The organism is Stenotrophomonas sp. RS-48, assembly GCF_030053245.1.
GTDB classification, from domain to species: domain Bacteria; phylum Pseudomonadota; class Gammaproteobacteria; order Xanthomonadales; family Xanthomonadaceae; genus Stenotrophomonas; species Stenotrophomonas maltophilia_P.
Genome location: NZ_JASGBV010000084.1, coordinates 28835 through 55588, shown reverse-complemented (window position 1 = coordinate 55588; position 26754 = coordinate 28835). Strand labels below are relative to the sequence as shown.

Sequence of the window (26754 nt, the reverse complement as noted above, 5' to 3'; positions counted from 1 at the left end):
GCAGTGTGGACAAGGGCGTCTGGGGCGTACCGGATGGAGGCACAGCATCTTCCAAAGGACGTATTCACAGCGTCAAGCGCCGTCAGTCATGGTTGACGACCATGAATTGGCGGCAACCGCCGACGCTGTTGACGCATTCGGCCATTGCTGGGCCCCGCCGGCAGGATCACACTCGATGCGAGATCAACATCCGCCCCCATTCCGGGGACGCAGGAGACCGCCATGAACCGCTCTCTGTCCGCCACCCTGCTGCTGGCCGCGGCCCTTGCCGCGGGTGCTGCGAACGCCGCGCCGCGCACCGTCACCAGCCCGGATGCGCCGCGCACGCTGCAGGCCGACGGCCCGGTCAACGTGCAGTGGAACGATCCGGCGACATTCACCGAGATCCGCCAGAGCCACAACCGCTTCGAGGCCGAACGCGGCGACTGGGTGCAGCAGCTGGCGCGCTACCTGCAGACCAGCGCCGCCAAGCCGCTGCAGGCCGGGCAGACGTTGGACATCACGCTGGTCGACATCAAGCGCGCGGGCGACTACGAACCGTGGCATGGCCCGCGCGCCAATGACATCCGCGTGATGCGCGACATCTATCCGCCGCGCATCACCCTGCAGTACACGCTGAAGGACGCCAGCGGCCGCATCGTCGACGAGGGCGAGGCCAAGCTGACCGATACCGGCTACCTGCACACCCTCGGCCTGCGCAGCGACAGCGATCCGCTGCGCTACGAGAAGCGGCTGATCGATGACTGGGTGAAGCGGCAGTTGACCGCCCAGGCCACCGCCGCGCGTTGACCGGCACCCGCCGGGCATGGCCCGGCGCTACCTGTGCATTTCCGACACCCGCCGGGCATGGCGCTTTGGACATCCGGTAGCGCCGGGCCATGCCCGGCGGCGCATCAATCGCGGTAGACGCGGGCGACCCGCTTGACCGCGCAGGGCAGCTGGTAGGCGCTCACCCCGCAACGTGGCGCCAGTTCCGAAAGCGTCGGGGCCTGCCCCCACAGTTCCACCACGCTGCCAACGCCGGCCTGTGCATGTGCGGTCAGGTCCACCGTCAGCATGTCCATCGAAACCCGACCGATCAGCACGCCAGGCTGGCCGTCGATCAGTACCGGGGTGCCGTTCGGCGCGAACTGGGGATAGCCGTCGGCATAGCCCAGGGCCACCACGCCCACGCGTGTACGCGCCTTGGCCACGAAGCGCGCGCCATATCCCACCGGCTCACCGGCTTCGATCCAGCGCTCGGCAATCACCTTGGACTGCATGGTCATCACCGGGCGCAGCCGCGCGGTCAGATCCGTGTCGTCCGGCATCGGGTTGGCGCCGTACAGCATCAGCCCCGGGCGCACCCAGTCGCTGCGCACGTCGGGCCACCCAAGCAGGGCCGGCGAATTGCACACGCTGGTCTCACCCTGCAGGCCCTCGATTGCACGTGCGAAGGTGGCGGCCTGCTCGTGGGTACGTTCGCTGTCCAGTTCATCGGCACGCGCCAGATGGGTCATCAGCACGATCCGCTCCACCTGCGGCATCGTCTGCAGGCGCGCGTGTGCGGCGCGGAAGGTCTCCACGTCCAGACCCAAGCGATGCATGCCGCTGTCCAGCTTCAGCCAGACCGTCAACGGATGCGGGCTGTCGAAGGCAGCCAGCGCTTCCAGCTGCCACGGCGAGCCGACCGAGAACCACAGCGAATGCTCGGCCACCAGCGCCATCTCACTGGCTTCGAAAATGCCTTCCAACAGCAGGATGGGCGCGCGGATACCGGCCTTGCGCAGCTCCAGCGCCTCTTCGATGGTCGCCACCCCGAAGCCGTCGGCCTCGTCTTCCAGGGCCTGCGCGCAGCGCACGGCGCCATGGCCATAGGCATCAGCCTTGATGATCGCCAGCGCCTTGCCGCCCCCCAGCTCGCGGGCGAGCCGGTAGTTGCTGCGCAGCGCGTGCAGATCGATCAGCGCGCGGGCAGGACGCATGTGCGGCTCTCGTGTTGCGGGGCATGGCCGAACTGGCCGTAGCGGAAGATGTCCAGGCCTTCAGTGCTGATCTGTGGCTGGCGTGCACTCATCAGGTCGGCCAGGTAGCGACCTGAACCACACGCCATGGTCCAGCCCAGTGTGCCGTGACCGGTGTTGAGATACAGGTTGCGGAAGGGCGTGGCGCCGATCACCGGCGTGCCATCCGGCGTGGCCGGGCGCAGGCCGGTCCAGAACTGCGCGCGCGACAGGTCCCCGCCCTTCGGGTACAGGTCACGAACCACCAGCTCCAGGGTCTCGCGGCGACGCGGTGACAGCGACAGGTCGAAACCGGCCACTTCGGCCATGCCACCGACACGGATGCGGTTGTCGAAGCGGGTTACAGCAACCTTGTAGCTCTCATCGAGGATGGTCGAGGTCGGCGCCATGGCCGGATCGGTGATCGGCAGGGTCAACGAATACCCCTTCAGCGGGTACACCGGCAGGCGCATGCCCAGCGGCGCGACCAGCGCCGGCGAGTAACTGCCCAGCGCGACCACATAGCGGTCGGCAGTCTCCAGCTTGCCGGCGATGCGCACGCCGGTGATGCGCTCTCCATCCGACTCGATGGCGCTGATGTCCTGGTCGAAGCGGAACTCGACACCGGCATCGGTGCACATCTGCGCCAGGCGGCGGGTGAACAGCTGGCAGTCGCCGGTCTGGTCACGCGGCAGGCGCAGCGCACCGACCAGGCCATCAACGTGCGCCAGCGCCGGTTCCGCGGCGATGATGCCGGCGCGATCCAGCACTTCGTACGGCACGCCATAGCGGGCCAGGATCTCGATGTCCTGTGCCGAGGCATCCAGCTGCTGCTGGGTGCGGAACAGCTGGGTGGTCCCCAGGTCGCGCCCCTCGAACTCGATGCCGATCTGCGCGCGCAGCTCGTTCAGGCAATCGCGGCTGTACTCGGACATGCGCACCATGCGCGCCTTGTTGATCGCATAGCGCTCGTGGGTGCAGTTGCGCAGCATCTGCCACAGCCAGCGGTACTGGGCCAGATCCATGCCGGGACGGATCGCCAGCGGCGCATGCTTCTCGAACAGCCAGCCGATCGCCTTCTTCGGCACGCCGGGCGCGGCCCAGGGCGAGGTGTAGCCGAATGACAGCTGGCCGGCATTGGCGAAACTGGTCTCCAGCGCGGGGCCGGGCTGGCGGTCGACGACCGTGACATCAAACCCGGCCTGTCGCAGGTACCAGGCACTGGTGGTGCCGATCACGCCGCTGCCGAGAACTAGGACTCGCATGGAAATTCTCCAACCCGATCATTCCCTGCGTTTGAGCACGACAGGGCCATAATCGGGGAAGTATATTCTTCCATTCATAGGCGATTTGCCTGTTTTTCACGCTGCGGGCAAGATGTTTCCCCGTGATTCACTTCCCCAGGTTGACGCCTATGGCCGCCCGCCCCCGTGAACTGGACAAGATCGACCGCAGGATCCTGCGCATCCTCCAGGCCGAAGGCCGCATTTCCTTTACCGAGCTGGGCGAGCGCGTGGGCCTGTCGACCACCCCGTGCACCGAGCGCGTGCGCCGGCTGGAGCGCGAGGGCGTGATCACCGGCTATCACGCTCACCTGGATCCCACGGCGCTGAAAGCCAGCCTGCTGGTGTTCGTGGAGATCAGCCTGGCCTACAAGTCCGGCGACATCTTCGAGGAGTTCCGGCGTGCGGCGCTGAAGCTGCCGAACGTGCTCGAGTGCCATCTGGTGTCCGGCGACTTCGACTACCTGCTGAAGGCGCGGATCAGCGAGATGGCCTCCTACCGCAAACTGCTGGGCAGCACCCTGTTGACCCTGCCGCACGTGCGCGAATCGAAGAGCTACATCGTCATGGAAGAGGTCAAGGAGACGCTCAGCCTGCCGATTCCGGAATGAAGGGCCAGAGCCCGCGCTGCGGGTTCCGGCCCTGTTCCAGGGGCGTCAGCGCTGCTGCGGGTGCTTCATCGAGCCCTGCTGCTGGCGTGTTTCCTGCTGCTTGCCGCCCTTCTGCGGCCGCTGCGGGTCCATCTGCTGCTGTTGCTGCTGTTGCGGCTTATGGCTCTGCGCTTCCTTGCCGGGATGACGGTTCTGCGGGTTCTTCATGATCGCGATCCAAAGGACGAAGGACATGCGACGGCGGGATGCCGGCGCAGGGCCACGGTGGTCCTGCGGCGGTTAATCACAGGCGAAAAAGCCGTGAGCGGCAGCAGTGTGTTTTCAGGCGTTCAGCCGGCGCGGTCACCGCCCGCCGCGGGCGGTAGCGGCCTGCCCTATGGCTTGACCTGCTGGCCACTGCCGGCCGGCACACTGTCGTAATAACGGCCGGTACGGGAGTCGAACACACGGTTCGGGCCGACCGGCTTGACGCCGGGAACGATGCGCCCGTTGCGGTCATAGACCTTGTCCGGCAGCTTCGGCGCCGGCGTCGGCACCACCTGCGCCGGGCCGGTGGACTTGATCGGCTGCGTCGGCTGCGGTGACGGCAGGACCTGCGGCTGCGGTCTTGCCGGCTGTGGGGGCGGCGTCACCGGCGCTGGCGCCACGGTGGTGGTGCTGCGGGTGGTGGTCGGCGATGTGGTGGGCACCTGGGCCTGTGCCGACAGGGGCAGCAGAGCCGACAGCACCCAGACGGAAAGGGTCTTCATGGCACGCTCCAGCAGGAATCCTCCCCACCATGCGCCCGCGCCCGTGTGCCGCCCATGAACGCAGCTCACACTTGCAAGACGGCGGTCACACCCCCACGTCTGCAGGCATCCCCAGGCCATCGACCCCACGGAGAGCCAGCATGAGTGCCTTCGACCTGACGCCCCCTACCGCCTCCCAGACCGACACCCTGGTCGCCGGCCTCAGCAGCGAAGAACGCCGCGTGCTGCTGCAGCACGGCACCGAAGCACCGTTCTGTGGCGTGTTCCTGGACAACAAGCGTGAGGGTGTCTACTGCTGCCGGCTGTGTGGGCTGCCCCTGTTCCGCTCCAGCACCAAGTTCGATTCCGGCACCGGTTGGCCGAGCTTCTTCGCCCCCTACGACGCGGCACACGTGCGTGAGATCCGCGATACCAGCCACGGCATGATCCGCACCGAGATCACCTGCGCCCGCTGTGGCAGCCACCTCGGCCACGTGTTCCCTGACGGGCCGCCGCCCACCCATGAGCGCCACTGCCTGAACTCCGTCTCACTTTCGTTTGCCGGCAACGGCGAGGCCTGGCCCAACCCGTTGCAGCGTGGCGGTGCGGAAAGCGGCGTGGCGGGCTGAGATAACCCCGCCGACCGGTTTCACAGAATTCCCTCTTCAGAAATCCGCAGGGTGGGCCGACAAGGAGATATCCCCCCTCCCTGCGTTGCCCCATGCTCATCATCGTTGGATTCCTGGTCGTCATCATCAGCGTGATCGGGGGCTACCTCGGTGCCCACGGCCGCCTGGGGGCTCTCTGGCAGCCCTACGAACTGGTCATCATCGGCGGTGCCGCGCTGGGTGCGTTCCTGGTCGGCACCCCGGCCAAGACGGTCAAGCAGACGCTGCAGGCCATCGTCGGCGTGTTCAAGGGCCCGCGCTACAAGCAGCAGGACTACATCGACGTCCTCAGCCTGCTCTACGAACTGCTCAACAAGGCGCGCCGGGAAGGCTTCATGGCGCTGGAGGACCATGTCGAACGCCCGGCCGAGAGCGCCGTGTTCGGCAACTATCCGAAGGTGCAGGCCGACCACCACCTGATCGATTTCATCACCGACTGCCTGCGCCTGATGATCGGCAGCAACATCGAGCCGCATGAACTGGAGCCGCTGCTCGAACTGGAGCTGGAAAAGCACCACGCCGAAGCGATGGCCCCGTCGCAGGTGCTGACCAAGGTGGCCGACGGATTGCCCGGTTTCGGCATCGTCGCGGCGGTGCTGGGCATCGTCATCACCATGGGCTCGATCGGCGGCGACATCGTCGAGGTCGGCGGCCATGTCGCCGGCGCGCTGGTCGGCACCTTCCTGGGCATCCTGCTCGGTTACGGGTTCGTCGGCCCGATGGCAGCGGCGATGGAAGCACGTGCCGAGCAGGACAGCCGCATCTACGAATCGGTGAAGACCGCACTGCTGGCCTGCCTGCGCGGTTACAACCCGAAGATCGCGCTGGAATTCGCCCGCAAGACGTTGCCGTCGAACGTGCGCCCGGCCTTCTCCGATTTCGAGCAGCACCTGAAGACGGTCAAGTAAGCCATGGCCGAGAGCAAACCCACCGTCATCGTCCGCAAGGTCAGGAAGGCCGGCCATGCCGCCCACCATGGCGGCTCGTGGAAGGTGGCCTATGCCGACTTCGTGACCGCGATGATGGCCTTCTTCCTGGTGCTGTGGCTGATGGCCACCACCAGCAAGAACGATCGTGCGGCCATTTCCGAGTATTTCCGCAACCCCAGCCCGCTCAGTGGCCAGAGCGCCACGCCGGCCCCGGGCATGGCCGGGCCCGGCGGTGCCAGCACGTCGATGATCAAGCTCGGCGGCGCCACCGACATCTCGCGTGGCAGCAGCAACGATCCCTTCCAGAACCAGCAGGAAGCCGTGCCGCACCCGGTGGACCAGCAGCAGCGCGACAAGCAGCAGCTGGAACAGCTGATGAAGGAACTGCAGGAAGCGATCAGCCGCAGCCAGGCGCTGGAGCCGTTCAAGGACCAGTTGCTGCTGGACCTGACCCCGGAAGGCCTGCGCATCCAGATCGTGGACAAGCAGAACCGGCCCATGTTCGACCTCGGCAGTGCCACGCTCAAGCCCTACACGCAGCAGATCCTGCATGAGCTGGCCGAGTACCTGAACCACGTGCCGAACCGGATCAGCCTGACCGGCCACACCGACATCACCGCCTACACCGCCGCCCGCGGCTACGGCAACTGGGAACTGAGCGCCGACCGCGCCAATGCGGCCCGCCGCGCCCTGATCGATGGCGGACTGGAGGACAGCAAGATCACCCGCGTGGTCGGCCTGTCCTCCTCGGTGCTGTTCGACCGGGCAGACCCGCAGAACCCGATCAACCGCCGCATCAGCATCGTGGTGATGACCCGCGCCGCCGAGCAGGCCGCGCTGGCCGGCGCCGGTCCACAGGTGGGTCTGTCGGCGCCGGCCATCGACGCGGACGTACAGGCGGCGCAGGGTGAGGCAAAGTAGACGGTGGGTGCGGACCTTGGTCCGCACATCCGGGAAAGCATGCGGACCAAGGTCCGCACCCACCAGGGGCATGGCCCGGCGCACCCGGTACAATGGGGGTCTTTCCGTTTTCAGGTGACACCCCCGATGTCCAAGTCTTCCAAGGCCAAGCGCGACCAGCGCAAGAAGCAGCAGGCCAAGCGCCCGTTCCTCCGTCTGAACGCCCAGCAGCAGGTGCAGAACCACGCCGTGCTGACCAGCGAGGACGGCCAGGTGGTCGCCGCCATCGGCCTGCAGGGTCGCGAGTGGCTGCTGGCCATCGGCGGTCAGACCATGGGCAATGCCGAGAACCCGGTGCCGATGCTGGCCATGCTCAAGCACCTGGCCAACGTGCAGGAGAAGGAAGGCCGCAAGGTCAGCCTGGAGTATTCCGAACTGCTGCAGAAGCTGCTGGATACCCTGGCCGCCGAAGCGGGCCAGACCGCCGACGAGTACCTGGACGCGCTGGTCGCCGAGTTCGAAGGCGTGGAAGCTGAGGGCGAAACCGCTGAAGGCGATGTGGCCGAAGAAGCCAGCGCTGCCGAAGGTACCGCTGACGCCGAGGCTGCTCCGGCCGCCGACGCCGACGGCAAGCCGCAGGCCTGATCCGGCCGCGGCGGTGACGGTCTACGTTGATGACGCAGTGCATGCCTGGCGCGACCAGCGCTGGGCGCATCTGATGGCCGACACCCTGGCCGAGCTGCACGCCATGGCGGCGCAGCTCGGCATCCCCCGCCGGGCCTTCCAGAACAAGGCCAGCGGCGCGCACTACGACGTCACCACCGAGCTGCGCGCACAGGCGATCGCACTGGGTGCCGTGGCGATTTCACGGCACACCGACCGCGCACAGGTGAAAGCGGTGATCGCCAACGCGCGGGCGCAGTACCGGCCGTAGGCCGCAGCGCCTCCGCCGGGCATGGCCCGGCGAACCGGGATGACGCTCAGAACGGGTCGCTGCCCAGGCGGATTTCCACGTTCAGCAGCGAGCACAGCGCCAGCATGGCGTCGTCGTCACGGGTCAGTGCCATCCAGCCGGTGAAACCCGCGCTGCCGGCATCCACGCTCCACAGCGTGTAGTTGTGCTCGCGCAGGCGGTCGAAGGCGGTGGACATCAGCTGCACGCCATCCAGGTCTTCGGTGAAATCCTCATCGTCCAGGTCGCCGCCCCAGTCAAGCTGCAGGTTGAAGCGCGCGGACAGCTCGTTCACCGCCGATATCAGCGTTTCCAGGTCATCCCGCTCCACCTCGAAGCCGGATTGCCAACCGATCGCGGACAGCAGTGGCGGCAGCCAATCGGCGTCTGCCTCCAGCGGTTCGCCGGCTTCGGCCAGCAGCTCGCGCCAGCGGTTGAACTGCTGCAGCGCCAGTTCCTCGTCGCCCGGGTTGATCAGTACCAGCAGGTTCCAGACCCGCGCTTCGAAGCCATCCTCGTCGAAATCATGGACGTCCTCCTCGAAGTCGAAGTAGTCGCTGTTGTCGGGCATGGCGGGAACTCCTCGGGGCAGGCCGGCATTCTACGGTTTATCCTGTATCGCTGAAGCCGGCCTTGGTGGCCGTCACTGTGAATGATGCGATGAGCGATACCCCTCCCGACCACCTGGCGATCAATCCGGCCAGCCCCTTCCATGATGCGCAGGCGCTGGAGCGCGGCGTCGGCGTGCGCTTCAACGACGTCGAGCGCGACAACGTCGAGGAATACTCGGTCAGCGAAGGCTGGATCCGCGTGCAGGCCGGCAAAGCCCGTGACCGTCGCGGCAACCCGATGACGATCAAGGTCAAAGGCAAGGTCGAGGCCTACTTCCTCGACCAGAAGCCGGCCTGACGGAGCCCGGGGTCAGATCCCTTTCCGCGGGAAAGGGATCCGACCCCGATGCACAGGGCCGGTCACTCGCGCTTGCGCGACTCCAGCAGATCCAGGTTGCGGATCAGGCGCCTCGAGATCTCGTCGGAGATCACGCCGCGCCGGGTGAGGCGGAACAGTTCCTCGCGCTCGGCAGTGAGGCCGGCGCTGCGCAACTGGCGATAGCCCTCCTCCATCCGCTTCACCTTCTCCGGATCCACGTCCGGGTTCTCGCGATCCAGGTGCCGCTGATACAGCAGGCTGACCCGCGAGGCCGCGTCGTTGTACAACTGCACGTTCTCGGTGTTCTGGTTCAGCACCAGCTGCTGCCGCTTGCGCTCCACCCCGGCCAGCGCCGCCTTCGAGGACAACCGGCGGGCCAGATCCTCTTCCTTGCGCTCACCGGAGTCGGCCGGCAACTGCAGGCCCTTCAGCAGCTGCGGCAGCGCCACGCTGGCGCCGACCAGCGAGAACAGGATCACCGCTGCAGCCAGGAAGATCACCAGGTCGCGTGCGGGGAACGGGCTGCCATCGGGCAGGAACAGTGGCAGCGTCAGCACGCCGGCCAGGGTGATCGCACCGCGCACGCCCGCCACCGAGGTGGCCACCACGATGCGCCAGTTCGGCGCCTCGCCCCGCTCCAGGCCACGCCGACGCGCACGCAGCAGATTCCAGCGCAGTGACAGCCACACCCACAGCAGGCGCAGGGCGATCAGGCTGGCATTGATCACCAGCACGTACACCAACAGCCACCATGCGCTCTGGTGACCGGTCTCGTTCATCGTGGTGGTTGCACGCTCGACGATGCCCGGCAACTGCTCGCCCAGCAGCACGAACATGATGCCGTTGAAGCTGAACTGCAGCATGTTCCACACGCCCGCGCGCTGCACGCGCATGCTGCCGGAAACACGGCCGGTCATTTCCACGTAGCTCATCGAGATGCCGGCCGCGACCGCCGCGAGGATGCCCGAGGCATTGATCTCTTCGGCCAGCAGGTAGGCCGCGAACGGGATCAGCAGGTTGACCAGCATCGCCGCACCCGGCTCTTCACCGAAACGGCGCCACAACCAACGCTGGAAGGTCGACACGCCCAGCGTCACCGCCACGCCCACCGCCAGGCCCGCCACCGCCACCCACAGGAAGGTCAGCGAAGCGGTGGCCAGCGAGAAGGTACCGGTCATCACCGCCGCCACCGCGAAGCGGAAGCAGACCAGACCGGAGGCGTCGTTGAGCAGTGATTCGCCCTCGAGGATGTGCATCAGCCGCTTGGGAATGGGGGCCTTGGAGGCGATCGCTCCAACGGCCACCGGATCGGTCGGCGAAACAATCGCCGCCAGCGCGAAGCACACCGCCAGCGGCATCACCGGGATCATCCAGTGGATCAGCAGGCCGGCGCCGATGACGGTGAACACCACCAGGCCGAACGCCAGCTCGAGAATCGCGCCCTTGTCGCGGAACAGGCCCTGCTTGGGGATGCGCCAGCCGTCAAGGAACAGCAGGGGCGGCAGGAACAGCAGGAAGAACACTTCCGGCTCCAGCGCATGGCCGCGGTTGAACACGCCCGCAATGACCGCGCCCAGACCGATCTGCACCAGTGGCAGCGGCAGTGAGAACGGCAGGACGCGGACGAGGTATCCGCTGGCGACGACCGCCACCAGCATCGCCAGCACGACTTCAATGGTATGCATGCTTCTTCCAGGAAGCGGCGCGCGGGGGGCATGAAGCCAGCGCCGGAAACCCGGAAAAAACTACCACAGGCGACCGCGGCTGCGACAACCGCAGCGATGCTGCGTCAGCACAGGCTCATGCCCCGTCGAAGCGGTAGATGTCCATCGCCAGGAAGCCGCCATCGACGCCGGCATCGATGCGACGTGCGCCGAAGCGGTCTTCACCGGCCGCACCCATCGCAAAGAACAGCGGCAACAGGTGTTCATCGGTGGGATGGGCGCGTTCGGCGAACGGTGCCTGCCGGCGGTAGTCCAACAGCGCCGGGCGATCATCGGCCGCCAGCCGCTGCTCTACCCACTCGATGAACGGCCGCACATAGGGCGCTTCCTTGCCGTCCTGGTAGTCGCCCCAGTCGTGCAGGTTGTGGGTGATGCTGCCCGAGCCGACCAGCAGCACGCCCTGTTCGCGCAGAGGTGCCAGCGCGCGGCCCAGCGCAAACTGGTGCGCAGGCCCCAGCAACGGCTGGATCGATACCGGCACCACGGGAATGTCGGCCTGCGGACGCAGCAGGCGCAGCGGCACCCAGGCGCCGTGGTCGAGACCACGCTGGGTATCGATGGCCACCGGCAGGCCTGCCGCGGCGATGCGCCCGGCTACGTCTTCGGCCAGCGCCGGATCGCCCGGTGCCGGGTACTGCAGTTCAAACAGCGCGCGCGGGAAGCCGCCGAAGTCATGGAGGGTCGGCGGTTGCGGGTGGGCGCCGACCAACGGCTGCCGCCCCAGCCAGTGGGCCGAGGCGATGACGATGGCGCGCGGCGTGGGCAGGTCGCGCGCCAGTTCGGCCAGGCGCACGCCCACCTCGCCCGGCTGCAACGCAGTCATCGGTGAACCATGCGAGATGTACAGCGAAGGCAGGCGGGACATGGAATTCTCCGTTTGCAGTATCAGCCAGCGCTCAACGCGAACGCAGGGTCCAGCGGCCGTCACCGACCAGGAACAGCACCACCAGCGCCAGCGCCCAGAAGGCCGGGTACTCCCAGCCACCGCCGGCATTGGCAAAGCCGAAGCCGTTCGCGCCGTGCACGGTGACGATGGTGCCCAGCAACAGGGGCACACCGGCCAGCCCGACCCAGCGCGCGTAGATTCCGAGCAGCAGGGCTGCGGAAATCACCAGTTCTGCCGCGAGGGTGAGGTAACCCAGCACACCCGGCAGACCGAGCGACTCGAAGAACGCCGCGGTGCCGGCCGGGGTGAACACCAGCAGCTTGGTCAGCCCATGGATCAGGAACAGGACGCCGAGGGCCAGGCGTAGCAGCGTCGCCCCATAGGGCGCCAGCGGGGGAGCGGAAGCAGCAGAGGTCGTCATGGCGGGGCCTCGAAAGGGAAGAAGCACAGCTTATTGCGCCGACCGATGCCGATAAATACGATGATTCGACCGTATTTATTTCATAAGGCGCAACAATGGACACTTTGGACGCCATGCGTGTGTTCGTGGCCGTGGTCGAGCGCAATGGCTTCAGTGCGGCCGCCCAGGCACTGGATATGTCCACCGCCGGCGTCACCCGGCAGGTTGCGGCGCTTGAGAAGCGCCTGTCGACGCGGCTGCTCCACCGCACCACCCGCCGGGTCAGCCCGACCAGTGCCGGCGCCGCCTACTACGCGCAGTGCGTGCGCCTGCTGGCGGAGTTCGACGCACTGGAGGCCAGCATCGGCGCACAGGCACTGGAACCGTCCGGCCTGCTGCGCATCAATGCGCCGGTCAGCTGGGGCATCGCCCGTCTCGGCCCGCTGCTGGCCGGCTTCCGCGAGCGGTTCCCGCAGGTGGAACTGGACCTGGCCCTGTCCGACCGCTTGGTGGACATGGTCGAAGAAGGCTACGACGTGGCCATCCGCATCACCCGCGAGCCCGGGCCCACGTTGATCGCGCGTCGCCTGGGCGAATCGCGGATCAGCCTGTGCGCGGCGCCCTCCTACCTGGCTGCGCACGGCGCGCCGGCCACGCCGCAGGCACTGCAGGATCACGCATGCCTGGGCTACAGCTACTGGGCCGGCGGCGACCAGTGGCCACTGCACGGCCCCGGAGGCGACGTCCAGGTCACGGTGAACAGCGTGCTGCGCGCCAACAACGGCGACGTGCTGCGCGAGGCGGCCATTGCTGGCATGGGCGTGATCCTGCAACCGGATTTCCTGCTCCAGGAGGCGCTGGCCGACGGCCGCCTGGTGCGCATCCTGCCGGACTGGGAAGCGGCGCCGATCGGCATCTTCGCCGTCTACACCAGTCGCAGCCACCTGGCGCCGAAGGTACGCAGCTTCATCGATTACCTGGTGGAGGCCGGGATCTGACCGCGCCACCGGACAACACCCGTGACACGCGGGCGCAAGGCCGTGCCCGGCGAGCCGCAACATGGGCTAGACAGCGACCTCGTCCAGCATGCCGATGATCCGCTCCAGAGGGGCCGGACGTCCCAGCAGGTAGCCCTGCACCTGGTCGCAACCGTGCGCGGCCAGCCAGTCGAGCTGCCCCGGCGTTTCCACGCCCTCGGCAATGATGGTCAGGCCCATGCTGTGGCCCAGCGACAGCAGCGCCCTGCAGATCGATGCGTTGCGCGGATTGGTCTCCACGTCGGCGACGAAGCTGCGGTCGATCTTGAGGATGTCCAGCGGCAGGTGCTGCAGGTAGGACATGCTGGAGTAGCCGGTACCGAAATCATCCAGCGACACGCAGATGCCCTGCTCGTGCAGGCGCTGCATGGTCTGCATCGCCTGCGCCGGCTTGCGCATCAGGCTGCTCTCGGTCAGCTCCACATGCAGCGCGCCGCGGGCCAGGCCGAAGTCCTGCTGGGCACGGGTGAACTCGGCCACCAGGTCGCTGTTGAAGAACTGCACGGCCGACACGTTCACCGCGATCGGCAGATCGCCCCAACCCGCCTCCACCAGGCGCCGCTGCGCCCGGGCCGCCGCACGGATCACCCAGCGCCCCAGGGCCAGGATCAGACCGGTGTCCTCGCACAGCTGGATGAACTCGTTGGGAGGAATGAAGCTGCCATCGGCCTGCGGCCAGCGCAGCAATGCCTCCAGTGCCGCCGGACTGCCGTCGCTGGCGTGCCGGATCGGCTGGAAGTACAGCTGGAACTCGCTGTCGATCGCCGCATGGATGCGCCCGGCCAGGCGCAGGCGATCAGCCAGGCGCGTGGTCACCGCAGCGTCGAACCAGGCCACCACATCCCCTTCGGCGCGCGCGGCGTGCGCCGCCTGTGCCGCCATGCCGATCACCTGCTCGGCGCTGTGGCCATCATCTGCCGTGTGCACCGCCACGCCGATGCGCGGCTCGAACTGGTGCAGCGAATCCTTGCCACGCATCGGTGCCGACACGATCTGCAGCAGATCGTCGAGTACGCGCCGGGTGTCATGCGCGGCGCCGATGGCGAACACGAAATCTTCCGCCGGCTGGAAGGCCAGCGCGCCGTAACGTGCCGCCAGCACAGCCAGGCGCGAGGCCATCGACTGCAGCACCGCATCGCCGATCTCCCGGCCCAGCGTGTCGGCCACCAGCTGCAGGCCACGCAGCTGCACGAAGGCGATGGTATAGCCCTCCGCCTGGGCATCCAGCTGCTCGGTCAGCGCGCGCACGTTGAGCAGCCCGGTCGCCGGGTTGTGCCGCGCCTGGTAAGCCAGGTCGCGCTCATAGGCCATCCGCTCGCTGACATCCTCGGCCAGTACCAGGCAGGCCGGCTGGCCATCGAAATCCAGCCGGGACAAATGCGCGCGCACTTCGAACACACTGCCATCCTTGCGCCGGTGCAGGCGCACGGCAGCATCGGGAAGGTCGCCCACGCGCGCCCGCGCGATGGCTCCCTTGACCTCGTCCCACCCTTCCCGCGGCCGGATGTCGAGGATGCTCATGGTGAGGAATTCCTCACGGCTGTAGCCGTACTGCCGCACGGCCGCATCGTTGACCTCGATGAAGCGCAGCGTGTCCGGATCGAACACCCAGAACGGCGCAGGATTGCGGTCAAACAGCAGGCGGAAGCGCCGTTCGACCTGGTTCATCTGTTCACGGGCCTGATACCGCTCGCTGAGATCGGTGAGCGCGCCGATCATGCGCCGCTGGCGATCGGCCACCGGCACGCGCTGGCCCCGCGCGCCGACCCAGCGCACCGCCCCCCCCGGCAGCACCAGGCGGAATACCTCATCCATCACCGCGTTGCCGGCAAATGCCTGGTCAAACGCCTTCTGCAGCCGTGCGGCATCATCGCGGTGCACCCGGGCAAAGAAATCGGCCACCGGCAGCGCGTCGGTCTGTACGCCGAAGATCTCGCGTGCCAGCGGTGACCAGCGCAGCAGTGCAGCGTCCTCATCGACATACCAGGTGCAGACCCGCCCGACCTGGTGGGCCAGCCGCAGTTCCGCATTGCCGGCCTGCAGTTCCTCGGCCATCGATTGCTGCCGGCGGATCGTTCGCCGGACGGCGAACAACAGCACCAGCAGCACGGCCACATAGACCAGCACGATGGCCACCGATGCCTGCAGGTAGGGCCACCACGGCGCCAGCACGTCCTTTTCGGCCAGGCCCACCTGCACCGCCAGCGGGTTGCGTTCCAGCGTACTGATGGTGGTGATGCGCGGCACGCCGTCGACCACGCCGGGCATGTTCCCCAGTTCGATCACCGCCTGCCTGCCGAGCAGATCGCGCCCGGGCAGCTCGTAGCGGTGTCCGACCGTGCCATGCGGATCGGGCACGCGCGCCAACATGTAGCCTTCGGCATCACTGATCGACACCAGGCCGTTCGGGCCCACGTCCAGCCCGCCGATGATGCGCTGCAGTTCGCCGCAGCGCAGGCGCGCCAGCAGCCAGCGGTCGTCGTCCAGCGGCAGCGCCAGCGGCACCACCCAGCCATCATCGCTGCCCCGCTGCGGCGGCCCGATGTACAGCGCACTGCCAGGGCCGCGCCGTTGCGGATCGGTCCACAGGGGCAGCTGCAGGTCGCCCTGGCCCGCGGTCAGCGCACGTCCGTAGCTGTCGAGCACCACGATGCTGTGCAGCTCGGCGTGCCGTTGCAGCACGCCGGCCACGGCCGCATCGAGCAGCCGCGGTGCCTGTGCCGGCACGCTCCGGAACAGCTCGGCGGCGTCGGCGGAAATGCCGCCCATCGCCCGCTCCAGATTGCGCAGCTGCAATGCCAGCAGGCGCTCGCTGCCGACCGCCAGTGCCCGGCTTTGCCGCTGCGCCGCTTCCAACCGCCGATGATGGTCATTGACCAGCATCATCGCCAGACCGGCCACCAGCAGCACGCCCAGCACCACCCCGCCCCAGGTGATGGCGCGCAGTGGCCGGGCCAACGCGCGTTTCAGCGCGGGCATCGGTGGGTGTTCCCTGTCCAGTCGGCTGGCTTCATGCGCGAACGATTCCTCCACATCCCCGACCTCAGCGGCCGGCGACTGCCATTCTTGACCGCCGGGCCCGCCACGCCGGATCACCGCCCTGCGTCCGCGCAGGGGTCCGGCATGCAGCATGCACCACGGCGGTGACGGCGTGAAGATCGCCGCACCGCGTTCAGCCAGATCGTGCACAGCCTTGCGCCACAACGGTGCGACCCATCGCATCGGAGCGGATTAGACTTGGCGTTTTCCCGCCGCAAGAGAAGTCCATGTCCAAGCTGCGCCGTCCCACCCTGGCACTGGCCATTGCTGCCAGCCTGTCCCTGGCCGCCTGCGACCGCGCCGCCGATCCGGCGGCCAGTACCGCCGCGCCGGCCGCATCCGCCCCCGCAGCCGCCAAGCCGATGCTGGGCAGCTTCGGCTTCGATGCCAGCGGCATGGATCGCAGCATCGCCGCCGGCGACGATTTCTTCGGCTTCGCCAATGGCACCTGGGTGAAGAACACCCAGATCCCCGCCGACCGCTCGCGCTTCGGCAGCTTCAACGTCATCGCGGAGAAGACCCAGGCCGACACCCGCGCCATCCTCGAAGGCGCTGCCGGCAATGCCCAGGCCAGCGGCGAGGACAAGCTGATCGGCGATTACTACGCCGCCTTCATGGATGAGGCCGGCATCGAGCAGCGCGGTATCGCGCCGGTGCAGCCGCAGCTGAAGGCGATCGATGCGATCACTGACAAGGCCGGCCTGGCCCGCGCGCTGGGCGGCGACATGCGCGCCGATGTCGACCTGCTCAATGCCACCAACTTCTACACCGACCGCCTGTTCGGCCTGTGGGTCTCGGTCGATCTGCTGCAGCCGGACCGCACCGCGCCGTATCTGGTGCAGGGCGGACTTGGCATGCCCGACCGCGACTTCTATCTGGGCGACGGCCGCATGGCCGAACTGCGCAAGCAGTACCAGGCCTATATCGCGCAGCTCCTACAGCTGGCCGGCAGCGCCGACCCGGCCGGCAAGGCGCAGCGCATCGTTGCGCTGGAAACGAAGATCGCGCAGGCGCACGCCACCCAGGAAGAAACCAACGACGTGACCAAGGGTGCCAACCCCTGGACCCAGGCTGACTTCAACGCCAAGGCCCCGGGCATGGACTGGACCGCCTTCCTCGATGCCGCTGCACTGGGCAAGCAGCAGGACTTCATCGTCTGGCAGCCCAGGGCGGTGGCCGGGCTGTCCAGGCTGGTGGCCACCGAGCCGCTGGAGGTCTGGAAGGATTACCTGGCCTTCCATGCGCTGGATCGCGCCGCGGCGTACCTGCCGAAGAAGTTCGCCGATGCCCGCTTCGCCTTCCACGGCACCGCGCTGAGCGGCACGCCGCAGCAGAGCGATCGCTGGAAGCGCGCGGTGGATGATGCCAACCACGCCGTCGGTGAGGCCATCGGCAAGCGCTATGTCGAGAAGCACTTCGACGCCAGGACCAAGGAGCGCGCGGACGAAATGGCGAAGAACATCATCGCCGCGTTCGCCAGGCGCATCGACGCGCTGTCGTGGATGTCGCCGCAGACCAAGGCCAGCGCCAAGGCAAAGGTGGCCGGCCTGACCGTGGGCATGGGGTATCCGGAAAAATGGCGCGATTACAGCGGTCTGGAAATCCGCCGCGACGACCCGCTGGGCAATGCACAGCGCGCCGAGCTGTTCGAGTACCAGCGCAACATCGCCAAGCTGGGCAAGCCGGTCGACCACGGTGAGTGGGCGATGCTGCCGCAGACCATCAACGCGATGAACGTGCCGCTGGAGAACCGCCTGGTGTTCCCGGCCGCGATCCTGCAGCCGCCGTTCTTCGATGGGGCCGCCGATGATGCGGTGAACTACGGTGCGATCGGTGCGGTGATCGGCCATGAGATCAGCCACGGGTTCGACAATGCCGGCGCGCTGTTCGACGAGACCGGCAAGCTGCACAACTGGTGGACCGCCGAGGACCTGAAGCAGTTCAACGCCGCCGGCGACGCGCTCGCGGCCCAGTTCAGCAGTTACGAGCCGTTCCCCGGCGTGCACGTCAACGGCAAGCTGACGCTGGGCGAGAACATCGCCGACGTCGCCGGTCTGGGAACGGCGTACGACGCCTACCAGCTGTCGCTGCAGGGCAAGCCGGGCCAGACCCTGGAAGGCTTCACCCCGGACCAGCGCTTCTTCCTCGGCTTCGCCCAGGCATGGCGCAGCAAGAGCCGCGAGCAGGCGCTGCGCAATTCGCTGCTGACCGACGTGCACGCGCCGGGCCAGTTCCGCGCGCTCACCGTGCGCAACATCGACGCCTGGTACCCGGCGTTCGAGGTGAAGGAGGGCCAGAAGCTGTACCTGGCGCCCGACAAGCGGGTCAAAGTCTGGTGAGATGAGGGAAACGGGCGCCGCGAGGCGCCCGTTTTCATCCGCACCGGGCCTGGCAGGCTGCGCGGTCGGTGCCGATTCAGGCCGAAGACGAGGCCGATTGCCGGGATCCCTGCTCATGCCCGGTTTCATGTGCGCCCGCAGCACGTTTCACCCTGCGACATCCTGTCGCAGGGTGCGGGCGCTGTGCTGCATCGCACAAAACTTCACCCGGCCGGACAAGACCCTTACGCCGCTTGGCGTTCCGCCCATTGCACCGCTCGCTGGAAGTGCTAGAACTGAACCCGCCACACCGTCCAACGCTGATCGACGCACGTTCCACAAGGAGCCAGCCATGATTGCTTTGTTCAAGGGTTTGGGAATTCTGCTTCGCGACAACGAGCTCTACAGCAGCCCGTTCGACAAACAGGTCGCGCACTGGCGCAATCTCAGCGAGCAGCAGATCCGCGATGAAGTGGCGGTGCTGGCCCAGGCCAAGTGCCAGTGGCTGATCGCCTCCATAATCGGCTGGCAGGCGGCGTCGCTGGTGATTCTGGGCCTGATCGCCAACTACCTGTGGCGTGACGACTTCCATATCACCTTCACCCGCGTGGTGATCGTGTTCGGCTCATGGGTCTCGATCCTGTTCGTGATCTGGTTCATGGCCAACATGTTCGACCAGCAGGCCGGCTTCGAGCGCTGGATGAAAGCCTTCAACAGCCGGGCCCGCATCAGTTCCAAGGCCGACAGCGTCGAGCATGTGGCCGAGGCGCTGGACCTGGCCGAGCACTACCCGGAAGTGCTGGACTACAAGCAGGCGGTCACCGCCAGGCGCGAGCTGCGCCATGAGGACATCCGCATCATGACCGAGATCGGACGGATGAAGCAGCACTCCGAACTGGTCGGGCGGCTGAACCATGTAGGCGAAACCGAACACCATCACGAACTGACGCTGCAGCCTGCCTACTGACCCTTGCGGAAAACGGGGGGGTCCACAATGCCACCGTGATCACTCACGGTGGCATTGTTCTATCGGGTCCTGGCTGACGCATTGGTGGAAGCCCTCGGGCAGGCCTCGCATGGTTTCGGTTTGGCCTACGGCCACCGAAAAACGCCGCAGGGGCGGCATGGCGCAGGTGGCCTCGGTGCTGCAGGCCGGATCCAGCACGAGATAGTGGCACCTGCCACTGCTGCTGGCGATGCATTGGAACCGCGCCTGACCATCGACGACGGTGCCCTTGCTGTACAGCGTGTCCACGCCGTTGGCGCGCGCGCGGGTAATCGAGGAATTACTGGATTTTTCGCAGCCGGCCAGTGCCAGCAGCACAGCACACACAAGCAGCAGACGGGGCATGGTCATTCCTCGGGGCAGATGCAACGTCGCGGCTACATGCCGCGGAACAGGCTCATGAAGGGCTGGCTGACCACCAGCGTTTCCGGCCGCTGGCGCAGGCGCAGCACACCGCGCCCGGTATCGTCGCGGCTGACCGCAGCGACCGATTTCATGTTGACGATGGTCGAGCGGTGGATCTGGCGGAAGTGCTGCGGATCGAGCACTTCCAGCAGTTCGCGCAGCGGGGTGCGCAGCAGGCTCTCGCCGGCGGCGGTGATCACGGTGGTGTACTTGTTGTCCGCGCGGAAGTAGACCACGTCCTCCAGCATGATCAGCTGGGTCTCGCGGCCATTGCTGGCGGTGATCCACGCCAGCGGCGGGCGGTCACCGTTCTGTCCCGGTCCCAGACGCTGGAGCAGGCGTTCCAGCACCGCATCATCGTGGCGCGTGGAGGGCAACCGCGCGAGGATGCGCTCGCGCGTGGCCAGCAGGCGCTCATCGCTGACCGGCTTGAGCAGGTAGTCCATCGCACCCTGTTCGAAGGCATCGATGGCGTACTGGTCGTAGGCGGTGACGAACACCACCTGCGTGCGCGGGCTGAGCTCGGACAGTGCACGCGCGACCTCGATGCCGGTGATGCCCGGCATGCGGATGTCGAGGAAAGCGATGTCCGGCTGCTTCTCGGCCAGCTGCTCCAGTGCACTGGCGCCGTCTTCGCACTCGGCCACCAGCTTCAGCTCCGGCCACAGCCGGCGCAGCTGGTCCACCAGCGACTGCCGCAGCAGTTCCTCGTCCTCGGCAATCAGGGCTTCAAGCGGCATGGCTGCGCTCCTTGTTGGATGGCGGCAATGTCATGGTCGCAGCAACGCCGCTGGGGAAATTGGCGACGATCGCTACGCCGGACTGCTCGCCGCAGGTCAGGCGCAGCCGCTCGCGCAGGTTCTTCAGGCCGATGCCGGTGCCACTGGTGGTGCCTTGGCTGAAGCCGAGCCCATCATCGGCCACGGTCACCGTCACGTGGTCGTCGAAGCCGCGCGCCAGGATCCAGATCGTTCCACCTCCCGGCTTGGGCTCCAGGCCGTGCTTGATCGCGTTCTCGACCAGCGTCTGCAGCGCCATCGCCGGCAGCTTCACCGCATGCAGTTCCGGCGGCACCTGCACCTCCACCGCCAGCCTTGCGCCCATGCGGATCCGCAGGATCTCCAGGTACGCGCGGGTACGCTCCAGCTCCACGCCGAGGGTCGACATCGATTCGTCCACCTGCGGCAACGAACTGCGCAGGTACTGGATCAGGTGTCCCAGCATCTGCTCGGCCCGCGCCGGATCGGTGCGGGTCAGCACTTGGGCATTGGCCAGCGTGTTGTACAGGAAGTGCGGCTCGACCTGCGCGTGCAGCAGGTTCAGGCGCGCCACCGACAGCTCCTTTTCCACCTGGGTCTGCTCCGCGGCGGCCTGCTCGGTGCGGCGCTGGTCGGCCACCCGACGGCTGATCGCACGGGTGACCGCTTCGGCATTCTCGTAGTTGCTGCCTTCGTCCAGCGCCAGCAGATCGGCCCACCAGCCCGCATCGGGCTCGAACAGCAGAGTCACGGTACTGGTGCCCTGCCCGGGCGTGACCGTGGCCAGCACACCGTTGCGCTTGATCGCCAGCCGCGCGGGCAGGTTCCAGCGCGAGGGCTGGCGGCCGTTCCAGGGGTCGACGCGGCGCACGTAGGCGCGCACCTGCAGGCTGCCGGCCGCGCTTTCCACGTCCTCCACCCGGGGCAGCTCGGCCACGGCCGCCTCGACCACGGCAAAGGCCTGGCCGGCATCCATCGGCAGTTCCACCTGCCGACGCTGGCGCCCGGACAGCGTGCTCGCGTCCAGGCGCCCGGCCACCAGCCAGACCCGGCGCACATGGCTGATCGCACTGCCGAGCGCGGTAATCATCAGGAACATCGCCAGCAGGCCGAAAATCCAGCCCGGGCCATCGTTCATGCCGCTGAAGATGCCGCTCCAGACCATGCCGGCCACGACCAGCGCCGCGGCCCAGGCCAACAGATGACGGAAAATGAGAGTGAGGCTGGCGAACACGGCGGCGCCTTGGTGAAAGGGGTAAGCCGAGCATAGGGCGGCCTGCCGGGCAGACAAGCGGCCTGCGACGAAGTGCGGGAAAGCCGCGATGGAACCCCTCACGGAAACGCCGGGCGTGGCCCGGCGCTACCGGGGGGGACGGGGCAGCGCCCCGCCTTCCCTTACTTCCGCTGCCCCGCGCTTTCGTCACGCACGGCGCGGAACGACTCGTCCTTGCTCCAGTTCGGCCAGCTGCGCGAGTTCGCCAGCTGGTTGCCCAGGGTGTACAGCACCTCCAGGTCGCGGGCGGCGCCGACGAACACCCAGTCCGGCTGCCACTCGTCGCCCTGCTGGTGGTAGCGCTTGGCGGTGTAGTCCTCCGACGCCTTCCTGCCAGCAGCCACGCCCCCGTCCACCCAGTCCTGTCCGGCCGACCAGGACAGCGCCGGCACGCCGCGCTTGGCGAACGGGAAATGGTCAGAGCGGAAGAACAGGCCCGCTTCCGGCTTCGGATCGGGCGTATAGCGGATGTCCCAGCCCTTGGCCACCTCTTTCAGCTGGTCCAGCAGCTCGAAGCGGGCGGCACCGTAGATGCCGAAGTCGCGCGAGGGGCCGAACGGCGCCATGCCATCCATGTTGATCACCGCCACGGTCTTCTCCAGCGGATACAACGGGTGGGTCGCGTAGTACTCCGAACCCAGCAGGCCCTTTTCTTCGGCGGTGACCGCCAGGAACAGCAGCGAGCGCTGCGGCTGTTTGCCCTTGGCGAAGCCACGGGCCAGTTCGATCAGCGAAGCGGTGCCACTGGCATTGTCCAGCGCACCGTTGAAGATGCGGTCGCCGCGGGCATCGGGCTCGCCCACGCCGATGTGGTCCCAGTGGGCGCTGTAGATCACGGTCTCGTCCGGGTGACTGCTGCCTTCCAGCCGCGCCGCCACGTTGTGCGAGGTGATCACTTCGGTCTTCACCGCATACTTCGCGTCCAGGCTGGCGCCGGTCAGCGTGACCGGCGTGAAGTCGCGCTGCTGCGCCTTTTTCTTCAGTGCCTCGAAATCCTGGCCGGCCGCTCGGAACAGGTCCACGGCCAGGTCGCGCTGGATCCAGCCTTCCAGCAGAGGGTGACTGTCGGCCGGGTTGTCGCGCACCACATCGAACATGGTGTTGGTGTTGGAGCCGGCGACCGTGGCCCAGCCGTACGAGGCCGGTGCGGTCTCATGCACGATCAGCACGCCCAGCGCGCCCTGGCGTGCGCCTTCCTCGTACTTGTAGGGCCAGCGGCCGTACCAGGTCATGCCCTTGCCGTCGAAGTCGCCCTTGCCGGTCTCGAAGTCCGGGTCGTTGATCAGCACGACCGCGATCTTGCCCTTCAGGTCCACGCCCTTGAAGTCGTCCCAGTTGCGCTCCGGGGCCTTCACGCCGTAGCCGAGGAAGACCAGCGGCGCCTTGCTGATGTCCACCGTGCTGGCGCCGTTCATGGCCGCGCGCACGGCGATCTGCTTGCCCTGCTCCAGCGCGATGGTCCTGTCACCCTGATGCAGGGCCAGCTGCGGCGTCCCCACGATGTCGCCCTTGCGCAGCGGCACGGCCTGGGTCCACAGGCGCTTGCCATCCTTCAGGTCGCCACCCGGCTGCAGCCCGGCGTCGGCAAACTGCTTGCTCAGGTAGGCGATGGTCTTCGCTTCGCCCGCAGTGGCCGGCGAACGGCCCTCATAGGCGTCCGAGGCCAGTTCCTTCACGTCGGCGGAAATCCGCGCGCCATCGAATTTCGGCGTGGCCGCCATCAGTGCGCCCGACACCGACAGGGCCAGCACGCCCAGTGCTACTCGCTTCATTGCTCTCTCCAGCAGGGAAATCCCAGCCGAGTGTACAAAAGGGGCCCGAGGGATTTAAGGCGCTTTTGGCACTGTCGGATGGGCCCGTGCCAGCAGGTGATCGCGTTCGCGCACGTTGTCGGTGAGCGCGGCAGCGGCCTGGAACGCCTGCCGGGCGTCTTCGACCCGACCCAGGTGCTGCAGCACCTCGCCACGGACGACCTGCAACGGTGCGTAGTCACGCAGACGGTCATCGGAGAGCAGCGGCTGCAGATGCGCCCAGGCAGCGAACGCGCCCTCACTGCGCAGGATGGCTACCACCCGGTTCAGCGCCACCACAGGCGAAGGCTGGATCTGCAGCAGCCGCGAATACAGCCCGGCGATGCGTGCCCAATCGGTCTGGTCGGCCTGGCGCGCCGTTGCATGGCACTCGGCAATGCAGGCCTGCAGCACGTAGGGATCGTCGCTACCGCCGGCCGACAGCGCGCGGGCCAGCGCCTGCCGCCCGCGTTCGATCTGCAGCCAGTCCCAGCGTGCGCGGTTCTGCTGGTCCAGCAGCACCGGCCGGCCCTGCGCATCCACCCGCGCCGCGGCGCGCGACGCCTGCAGTTCCATCAGTGCCAGCAGTCCCAGCACGGCGGCGGCCGGCATGCGGTGGGCGAGAATGCGCGCCAGGCGAAGCGCCTCCTCGCACAGCGCTGGTCGCATCCAGTCATCGCCGGCACTGGCGGCGTAGCCTTCGTTGAACACCAGGTAGATCGCTTCCAGCACGGAGGCCAGGCGCGCGGGCAACGCTTCGGCACGCGGCACTTCATAGGGCACCTGCTTCTGCGCGAGCGTGCGCTTGGCGCGCACCACGCGCTGGGCGATGGTCGGTTCCGGCTGCAGGAACGCGCGCGCGATCTCGCTCGTGGTCAGCCCGCCGAGCAGGCGCAGGGTCAGCGCCACGCGCGCGTCCGCGGGCAGTACCGGATGGCACGCCACGAACATCAGGCGCAGCAGATCGTCGCCAAGATCGTCTTCCAGCGCGGTGCTGTCGTCCGGTGCCGGCAGCGCGGCCGGATGCAGTGCCTCGCCCCACTGCGCATGCTGCTGCGCCACCCGCTGGTGCTGGCGCAGTACATCGATGGCCCGGTTGCGCGCAGTGGTCATCAGCCAGGCTCCAGGATTGTCCGGGATGCCCTGCTCCGGCCAACGCTCCAGCGCGGCCAGCCAGGTGTCCTGGGCCAGTTCCTCGGCACGGCCGACATCACCGCCGAGCAGCCGCGCCAGGCGCGCGATCAACACTGGCGATTCCATCCGCCAGAGAGTCTCCAGGCGCTGGGTCAGGGCGGGCTCGTGCATGCGCCGATCACAGCATGCACGCTCCCGCCGCACAAGCACCGGCAGTCACGCTTCGACGATGGGCCTGAAACCGCCCCAGAACATCCGCCGGGTATCGAACGGCATGTCCTTCGGGCCGATGCCGGCCAGGCGCGGATCGGCCATCACCTTCGCGTTGATGCGGTCACGTGCCGCACGCGATCGGAACACCACGAAGGCCACGATCACGGTCTCGCCAGGCTTGGCCTTCACCGCACGCGGGAACGAGGTCGACGTGCCGGGTTCCACGTCGTCGGCCACGCATTCCATGTACTGAAGCGCACCGTGATCCTTCCACACCGCACCGGCCTTGCGGGCAAGGCGGCGGTAGGCCGCGACCTTGTCCTCGGGGCACGGCAGCACATAGGCATCGACGTAAGCCATAAGCGTTCTCCTGTCGTCGGGCGTGGCCGCTCAGCCCGGCTCGCCGTCCATGTGGGCGATTTCCCAGAGATGTCCGTCCAGGTCCTGGAAGCCACGCTGGTACATGAAACCATAGTCGCGCGCCGGCTGCGGTTCAGTGGCACCGGCGGCAAGTGCCTTGTCCACCATCACGTCCACTGCGTTGCGGCTGTCGGCGGACAGGCAGGTGATCACCTCGGTCTGCGCCTGCGCGTCGGCGATCGCCTTGGTGGTGAACTGCTGGAAGAACGGCTTGACCAGCAGCATCACGAAGATGCTGTCGCTGACCACCATGCAGGCCGCGTTCTCATCGGTGAACGCCGGGTTGAAGTGGTAGCCCAGTGCGGCGAAAAAGGCCTTGGACTTGTCCAGATCCTGCACGGGCAGGTTGACGAAGATCATCTGCGGTTGCGGTGTGCTCATTGCTCAGGTTCCCTGGGAAATGGAAAGAAGGCGGGCGATCAGGGCTGCTTCATGCAGTTGACCATCCACGGCTTGCCGTAGCGATCGGTCAACATGCCCCAGCGGTGCGCCCAGAACGTCTCGGCGATCGGCATCTGCACCTGGCCCCCATCGGCCAGCGCGGCGAACACGCGCTCGGCCTCCTCGATGCTGTCGACATCGACATTGATGGTGGTCGAGCCGCCGTCGCCGGCACCGGGGCCGTCGGCGGCCATCAGGATGGCATTGCCGATTTCCAGCTGGCTGTGGGCCACGTGGTCAAGGGTGTCGGCCGGCATCTCGTTGCATCCCGGCGAGCCGTCGGAGGGAGGCATGTCGCGGTACTTCATTTCCGAGGTGACCTGGCCACCCAGGGCCTTGGCGTAGAAGGCCATCGCCTCGTGGGCCTGGCCGCTGAAGCCAAGGAAGGGAATCAGTTTCATCGGGGTGCTCCGTTCGGTTGAAGATGTCGAGTGTTCGCGGCGCGGCGAGGCTCAGCCTTCGAGCTGCTCGCGCAGACGCTGTTCCTGCCGCTGTAATTCGGGGGTGAAGGCTTCGCCGAAGTCTTCGGCGGAGATCAGCGGGCGCACCTCGAGCGTGCCACCACTGCCAAAGGGGGCGCGGCTGGCCCATTCCACAGCCTCGTCGAGCGAGCGGACATTCCACAGCCAGAAGCCTGCGATCTGGTCGGCGACGGGCGCGAACGGGCCGCTCTCGACCTGCGGTCCAGCGCCGCCGAAGTGAATGCGGCGGCCACGCGCGGTGGCATGCAGGCCTTCACCGGCCAGCATGATGCCGGCGGCAACCAGCTGTTCGTTGTAGGCGCCCATGGCCGTCAGCTCCTGCTCGCTGGGCAGGCGTCCGGCTTCGGAATCGGCGTTGGCTTTGACGATCACCATGACTTTCATGTGGGTCTCCCGTGGGGCGCAGGTGCGCGCCCTTCACTGTTACAACGAACGAGGGGACGGG

General features: G+C 67.4%; 29 protein-coding genes. 11 read left to right on the top strand and 18 right to left on the bottom strand.

The window, feature by feature from the left end:
* The first annotated feature begins 222 nt into the window (after positions 1-222).
* A complete protein-coding gene (locus tag QMZ25_RS15300) occupies positions 223-789 on the top strand; it encodes a DUF3016 domain-containing protein (protein ID WP_053518248.1) in 567 nt (188 codons plus the stop codon).
* Between the two features lie 104 nt (positions 790-893).
* On the opposite strand, the gene alr is transcribed toward QMZ25_RS15300, so the two are convergent.
* Positions 894-1964: an alanine racemase gene (gene alr, locus QMZ25_RS15295; RefSeq protein WP_283219887.1), complete on the bottom strand. Its 1071-nt coding sequence runs from the start codon at positions 1962-1964 to the stop codon at positions 894-896.
* Positions 1943-3247 carry a D-amino acid dehydrogenase gene (locus QMZ25_RS15290; protein WP_053518245.1) on the bottom strand — a complete coding sequence of 435 codons (1305 nt, stop codon included), beginning with the start codon at positions 3245-3247 and terminating at the stop codon, positions 1943-1945. Before QMZ25_RS15290 ends, alr begins: the two co-directional genes overlap by 22 nt.
* A gap of 149 nt (positions 3248-3396) precedes the next feature.
* Here QMZ25_RS15290 and QMZ25_RS15285 point away from each other — a divergent pair, with 149 nt between their 5' ends.
* The gene (locus QMZ25_RS15285; protein ID WP_053518243.1) at positions 3397-3876 is read left to right on the top strand and encodes a winged helix-turn-helix transcriptional regulator; all 480 of its coding nucleotides are present in this window, start codon (positions 3397-3399) and stop codon (positions 3874-3876) included.
* A 45-nt stretch (positions 3877-3921) separates the two neighbouring features.
* Here QMZ25_RS15285 and QMZ25_RS15280 read toward each other — a convergent pair whose 3' ends face one another.
* Positions 3922-4110: a lana protein gene (locus QMZ25_RS15280; protein WP_128988036.1), complete on the bottom strand. Its 189-nt coding sequence runs from the start codon at positions 4108-4110 to the stop codon at positions 3922-3924.
* Between the two features lie 140 nt (positions 4111-4250).
* Entirely contained in the window at positions 4251-4625 is a 375-nt protein-coding gene (locus tag QMZ25_RS15275; protein ID WP_053518240.1) for a hypothetical protein, read from the bottom strand.
* Positions 4626-4765: 140 nt separating this feature from the next.
* Here QMZ25_RS15275 and msrB point away from each other — a divergent pair, with 140 nt between their 5' ends.
* The 5 genes from msrB (at position 4766) to QMZ25_RS15250 (ending at position 8035) form a co-directional block, all read left to right on the top strand.
* A complete protein-coding gene (gene msrB / locus QMZ25_RS15270) occupies positions 4766-5233 on the top strand; it encodes a peptide-methionine (R)-S-oxide reductase MsrB (RefSeq protein ID WP_053518238.1) in 468 nt (155 codons plus the stop codon).
* A 92-nt stretch (positions 5234-5325) separates the two neighbouring features.
* Positions 5326-6180, top strand: coding sequence for a flagellar motor stator protein MotA (gene motA / locus QMZ25_RS15265; RefSeq protein ID WP_053518236.1), 855 nt, complete (start codon positions 5326-5328; stop codon positions 6178-6180).
* A 3-nt stretch (positions 6181-6183) separates the two neighbouring features.
* A complete protein-coding gene (gene motB / locus QMZ25_RS15260; protein ID WP_283219886.1) occupies positions 6184-7122 on the top strand; it encodes a flagellar motor protein MotB in 939 nt (312 codons plus the stop codon).
* A gap of 126 nt (positions 7123-7248) precedes the next feature.
* Positions 7249-7746, top strand: a complete 498-nt coding sequence (locus QMZ25_RS15255; protein ID WP_053518232.1) for a hypothetical protein — start codon at positions 7249-7251, stop codon at positions 7744-7746.
* Between the two features lie 13 nt (positions 7747-7759).
* The gene (locus QMZ25_RS15250; protein ID WP_111186594.1) at positions 7760-8035 is read left to right on the top strand and encodes a DUF4031 domain-containing protein; all 276 of its coding nucleotides are present in this window, start codon (positions 7760-7762) and stop codon (positions 8033-8035) included.
* Positions 8036-8081: 46 nt separating this feature from the next.
* Here QMZ25_RS15250 and QMZ25_RS15245 read toward each other — a convergent pair whose 3' ends face one another.
* The gene (locus QMZ25_RS15245; protein ID WP_053520273.1) at positions 8082-8624 is read right to left on the bottom strand and encodes a hypothetical protein; all 543 of its coding nucleotides are present in this window, start codon (positions 8622-8624) and stop codon (positions 8082-8084) included.
* Between the two features lie 89 nt (positions 8625-8713).
* On the opposite strand from QMZ25_RS15245, the gene QMZ25_RS15240 reads away from it, so the two are divergent.
* A complete protein-coding gene (locus tag QMZ25_RS15240; RefSeq protein ID WP_053520274.1) occupies positions 8714-8962 on the top strand; it encodes a DUF3297 family protein in 249 nt (82 codons plus the stop codon).
* 62 nt (positions 8963-9024) lie between these two features.
* Here the strand turns inward: QMZ25_RS15240 and QMZ25_RS15235 are convergent, their stop codons facing one another.
* The 3 genes from QMZ25_RS15235 to QMZ25_RS15225 all read right to left on the bottom strand — a co-directional run bounded on the left by QMZ25_RS15235 (position 9025) and on the right by QMZ25_RS15225 (position 12014).
* Complete coding sequence (locus QMZ25_RS15235; RefSeq protein WP_053520275.1) at positions 9025-10668, bottom strand: Na+/H+ antiporter; 1644 nt, start codon at positions 10666-10668, stop codon at positions 9025-9027.
* A 115-nt stretch (positions 10669-10783) separates the two neighbouring features.
* Positions 10784-11572, bottom strand: coding sequence for a class III extradiol ring-cleavage dioxygenase (locus QMZ25_RS15230; RefSeq protein WP_193396630.1), 789 nt, complete (start codon positions 11570-11572; stop codon positions 10784-10786).
* Positions 11573-11603: 31 nt separating this feature from the next.
* A complete protein-coding gene (locus QMZ25_RS15225; protein ID WP_053520277.1) occupies positions 11604-12014 on the bottom strand; it encodes a DoxX family protein in 411 nt (136 codons plus the stop codon).
* A 95-nt stretch (positions 12015-12109) separates the two neighbouring features.
* On the opposite strand from QMZ25_RS15225, the gene QMZ25_RS15220 reads away from it, so the two are divergent.
* A complete protein-coding gene (locus QMZ25_RS15220; RefSeq protein WP_283219885.1) occupies positions 12110-12991 on the top strand; it encodes a LysR family transcriptional regulator in 882 nt (293 codons plus the stop codon).
* A 66-nt stretch (positions 12992-13057) separates the two neighbouring features.
* Here QMZ25_RS15220 and QMZ25_RS15215 read toward each other — a convergent pair whose 3' ends face one another.
* Positions 13058-16009, bottom strand: coding sequence for an EAL domain-containing protein (locus QMZ25_RS15215; RefSeq protein ID WP_283219893.1), 2952 nt, complete (start codon positions 16007-16009; stop codon positions 13058-13060).
* Positions 16010-16296: 287 nt separating this feature from the next.
* On the opposite strand from QMZ25_RS15215, the gene QMZ25_RS15210 reads away from it, so the two are divergent.
* Complete coding sequence (locus tag QMZ25_RS15210) at positions 16297-18408, top strand: M13 family metallopeptidase (protein WP_065175391.1); 2112 nt, start codon at positions 16297-16299, stop codon at positions 18406-18408.
* Positions 18409-18739: 331 nt separating this feature from the next.
* Complete coding sequence (locus tag QMZ25_RS15205) at positions 18740-19354, top strand: hypothetical protein (protein WP_053518857.1); 615 nt, start codon at positions 18740-18742, stop codon at positions 19352-19354.
* A 39-nt stretch (positions 19355-19393) separates the two neighbouring features.
* Here QMZ25_RS15205 and QMZ25_RS15200 read toward each other — a convergent pair whose 3' ends face one another.
* From QMZ25_RS15200 to QMZ25_RS15160, 9 genes are all read right to left on the bottom strand, one after another.
* On the bottom strand, positions 19394-19738 hold the full coding sequence (locus tag QMZ25_RS15200; protein WP_283219884.1) for a hypothetical protein: 345 nt from the start codon (positions 19736-19738) through the stop codon (positions 19394-19396).
* A 32-nt stretch (positions 19739-19770) separates the two neighbouring features.
* Positions 19771-20538, bottom strand: a complete 768-nt coding sequence (locus QMZ25_RS15195; protein ID WP_053518856.1) for a LytTR family DNA-binding domain-containing protein — start codon at positions 20536-20538, stop codon at positions 19771-19773.
* The gene (locus QMZ25_RS15190) at positions 20528-21790 is read right to left on the bottom strand and encodes a histidine kinase (protein WP_180875798.1); all 1263 of its coding nucleotides are present in this window, start codon (positions 21788-21790) and stop codon (positions 20528-20530) included. The genes QMZ25_RS15195 and QMZ25_RS15190 overlap by 11 nt, the downstream gene beginning before the upstream one ends.
* 161 nt (positions 21791-21951) lie before the next feature.
* Positions 21952-23601: a M28 family metallopeptidase gene (locus tag QMZ25_RS15185; protein WP_283219883.1), complete on the bottom strand. Its 1650-nt coding sequence runs from the start codon at positions 23599-23601 to the stop codon at positions 21952-21954.
* A gap of 54 nt (positions 23602-23655) precedes the next feature.
* Positions 23656-24924, bottom strand: coding sequence for a sigma-70 family RNA polymerase sigma factor (locus tag QMZ25_RS15180; protein WP_053518849.1), 1269 nt, complete (start codon positions 24922-24924; stop codon positions 23656-23658).
* Positions 24925-24969: 45 nt separating this feature from the next.
* Positions 24970-25326: a DUF1428 domain-containing protein gene (locus tag QMZ25_RS15175; RefSeq protein ID WP_053518847.1), complete on the bottom strand. Its 357-nt coding sequence runs from the start codon at positions 25324-25326 to the stop codon at positions 24970-24972.
* 30 nt (positions 25327-25356) lie between these two features.
* Positions 25357-25767, bottom strand: coding sequence for a VOC family protein (locus QMZ25_RS15170; protein ID WP_065175394.1), 411 nt, complete (start codon positions 25765-25767; stop codon positions 25357-25359).
* A 38-nt stretch (positions 25768-25805) separates the two neighbouring features.
* Positions 25806-26228: a VOC family protein gene (locus QMZ25_RS15165; protein ID WP_065175395.1), complete on the bottom strand. Its 423-nt coding sequence runs from the start codon at positions 26226-26228 to the stop codon at positions 25806-25808.
* A 51-nt stretch (positions 26229-26279) separates the two neighbouring features.
* A complete protein-coding gene (locus QMZ25_RS15160; RefSeq protein WP_283219882.1) occupies positions 26280-26693 on the bottom strand; it encodes a YciI family protein in 414 nt (137 codons plus the stop codon).
* Positions 26694-26754 lie beyond the last annotated feature (61 nt).

Excerpts from the sequence above, each read along its gene's own strand:
- QMZ25_RS15255 (WP_053518232.1), top strand. The coding sequence starts at position 7,249 with ATGTCCAAGTCTTCCAAGGCCAAGCGCGACCAGCGCAAGAAGCAGCAG.
- QMZ25_RS15170 (WP_065175394.1), bottom strand. The coding sequence starts at position 25,767 with ATGAGCACACCGCAACCGCAGATGATCTTCGTCAACCTGCCCGTGCAG.
- QMZ25_RS15300 (WP_053518248.1), top strand. The coding sequence starts at position 223 with ATGAACCGCTCTCTGTCCGCCACCCTGCTGCTGGCCGCGGCCCTTGCC.
- QMZ25_RS15210 (WP_065175391.1), top strand. The coding sequence starts at position 16,297 with ATGTCCAAGCTGCGCCGTCCCACCCTGGCACTGGCCATTGCTGCCAGC.
- QMZ25_RS15230 (WP_193396630.1), bottom strand. The coding sequence starts at position 11,572 with ATGTCCCGCCTGCCTTCGCTGTACATCTCGCATGGTTCACCGATGACT.
- QMZ25_RS15200 (WP_283219884.1), bottom strand. The coding sequence starts at position 19,738 with ATGCCCCGTCTGCTGCTTGTGTGTGCTGTGCTGCTGGCACTGGCCGGC.
- QMZ25_RS15160 (WP_283219882.1), bottom strand. The coding sequence starts at position 26,693 with ATGAAAGTCATGGTGATCGTCAAAGCCAACGCCGATTCCGAAGCCGGA.
- QMZ25_RS15205 (WP_053518857.1), top strand. The coding sequence starts at position 18,740 with ATGATTGCTTTGTTCAAGGGTTTGGGAATTCTGCTTCGCGACAACGAG.
- QMZ25_RS15280 (WP_128988036.1), bottom strand. The coding sequence starts at position 4,110 with ATGTCCTTCGTCCTTTGGATCGCGATCATGAAGAACCCGCAGAACCGT.
- alr (WP_283219887.1), bottom strand. The coding sequence starts at position 1,964 with ATGCGTCCTGCCCGCGCGCTGATCGATCTGCACGCGCTGCGCAGCAAC.
- motA (WP_053518236.1), top strand. The coding sequence starts at position 5,326 with ATGCTCATCATCGTTGGATTCCTGGTCGTCATCATCAGCGTGATCGGG.
- QMZ25_RS15240 (WP_053520274.1), top strand. The coding sequence starts at position 8,714 with ATGAGCGATACCCCTCCCGACCACCTGGCGATCAATCCGGCCAGCCCC.
- QMZ25_RS15215 (WP_283219893.1), bottom strand. The coding sequence starts at position 16,009 with ATGCCCGCGCTGAAACGCGCGTTGGCCCGGCCACTGCGCGCCATCACC.
- QMZ25_RS15225 (WP_053520277.1), bottom strand. The coding sequence starts at position 12,014 with ATGACGACCTCTGCTGCTTCCGCTCCCCCGCTGGCGCCCTATGGGGCG.
- msrB (WP_053518238.1), top strand. The coding sequence starts at position 4,766 with ATGAGTGCCTTCGACCTGACGCCCCCTACCGCCTCCCAGACCGACACC.
- QMZ25_RS15195 (WP_053518856.1), bottom strand. The coding sequence starts at position 20,538 with ATGCCGCTTGAAGCCCTGATTGCCGAGGACGAGGAACTGCTGCGGCAG.
- QMZ25_RS15275 (WP_053518240.1), bottom strand. The coding sequence starts at position 4,625 with ATGAAGACCCTTTCCGTCTGGGTGCTGTCGGCTCTGCTGCCCCTGTCG.
- QMZ25_RS15165 (WP_065175395.1), bottom strand. The coding sequence starts at position 26,228 with ATGAAACTGATTCCCTTCCTTGGCTTCAGCGGCCAGGCCCACGAGGCG.
- QMZ25_RS15175 (WP_053518847.1), bottom strand. The coding sequence starts at position 25,326 with ATGGCTTACGTCGATGCCTATGTGCTGCCGTGCCCCGAGGACAAGGTC.
- QMZ25_RS15235 (WP_053520275.1), bottom strand. The coding sequence starts at position 10,668 with ATGCATACCATTGAAGTCGTGCTGGCGATGCTGGTGGCGGTCGTCGCC.
- QMZ25_RS15285 (WP_053518243.1), top strand. The coding sequence starts at position 3,397 with ATGGCCGCCCGCCCCCGTGAACTGGACAAGATCGACCGCAGGATCCTG.
- QMZ25_RS15245 (WP_053520273.1), bottom strand. The coding sequence starts at position 8,624 with ATGCCCGACAACAGCGACTACTTCGACTTCGAGGAGGACGTCCATGAT.
- motB (WP_283219886.1), top strand. The coding sequence starts at position 6,184 with ATGGCCGAGAGCAAACCCACCGTCATCGTCCGCAAGGTCAGGAAGGCC.
- QMZ25_RS15290 (WP_053518245.1), bottom strand. The coding sequence starts at position 3,247 with ATGCGAGTCCTAGTTCTCGGCAGCGGCGTGATCGGCACCACCAGTGCC.
- QMZ25_RS15220 (WP_283219885.1), top strand. The coding sequence starts at position 12,110 with ATGGACACTTTGGACGCCATGCGTGTGTTCGTGGCCGTGGTCGAGCGC.
- QMZ25_RS15180 (WP_053518849.1), bottom strand. The coding sequence starts at position 24,924 with ATGCACGAGCCCGCCCTGACCCAGCGCCTGGAGACTCTCTGGCGGATG.
- QMZ25_RS15185 (WP_283219883.1), bottom strand. The coding sequence starts at position 23,601 with ATGAAGCGAGTAGCACTGGGCGTGCTGGCCCTGTCGGTGTCGGGCGCA.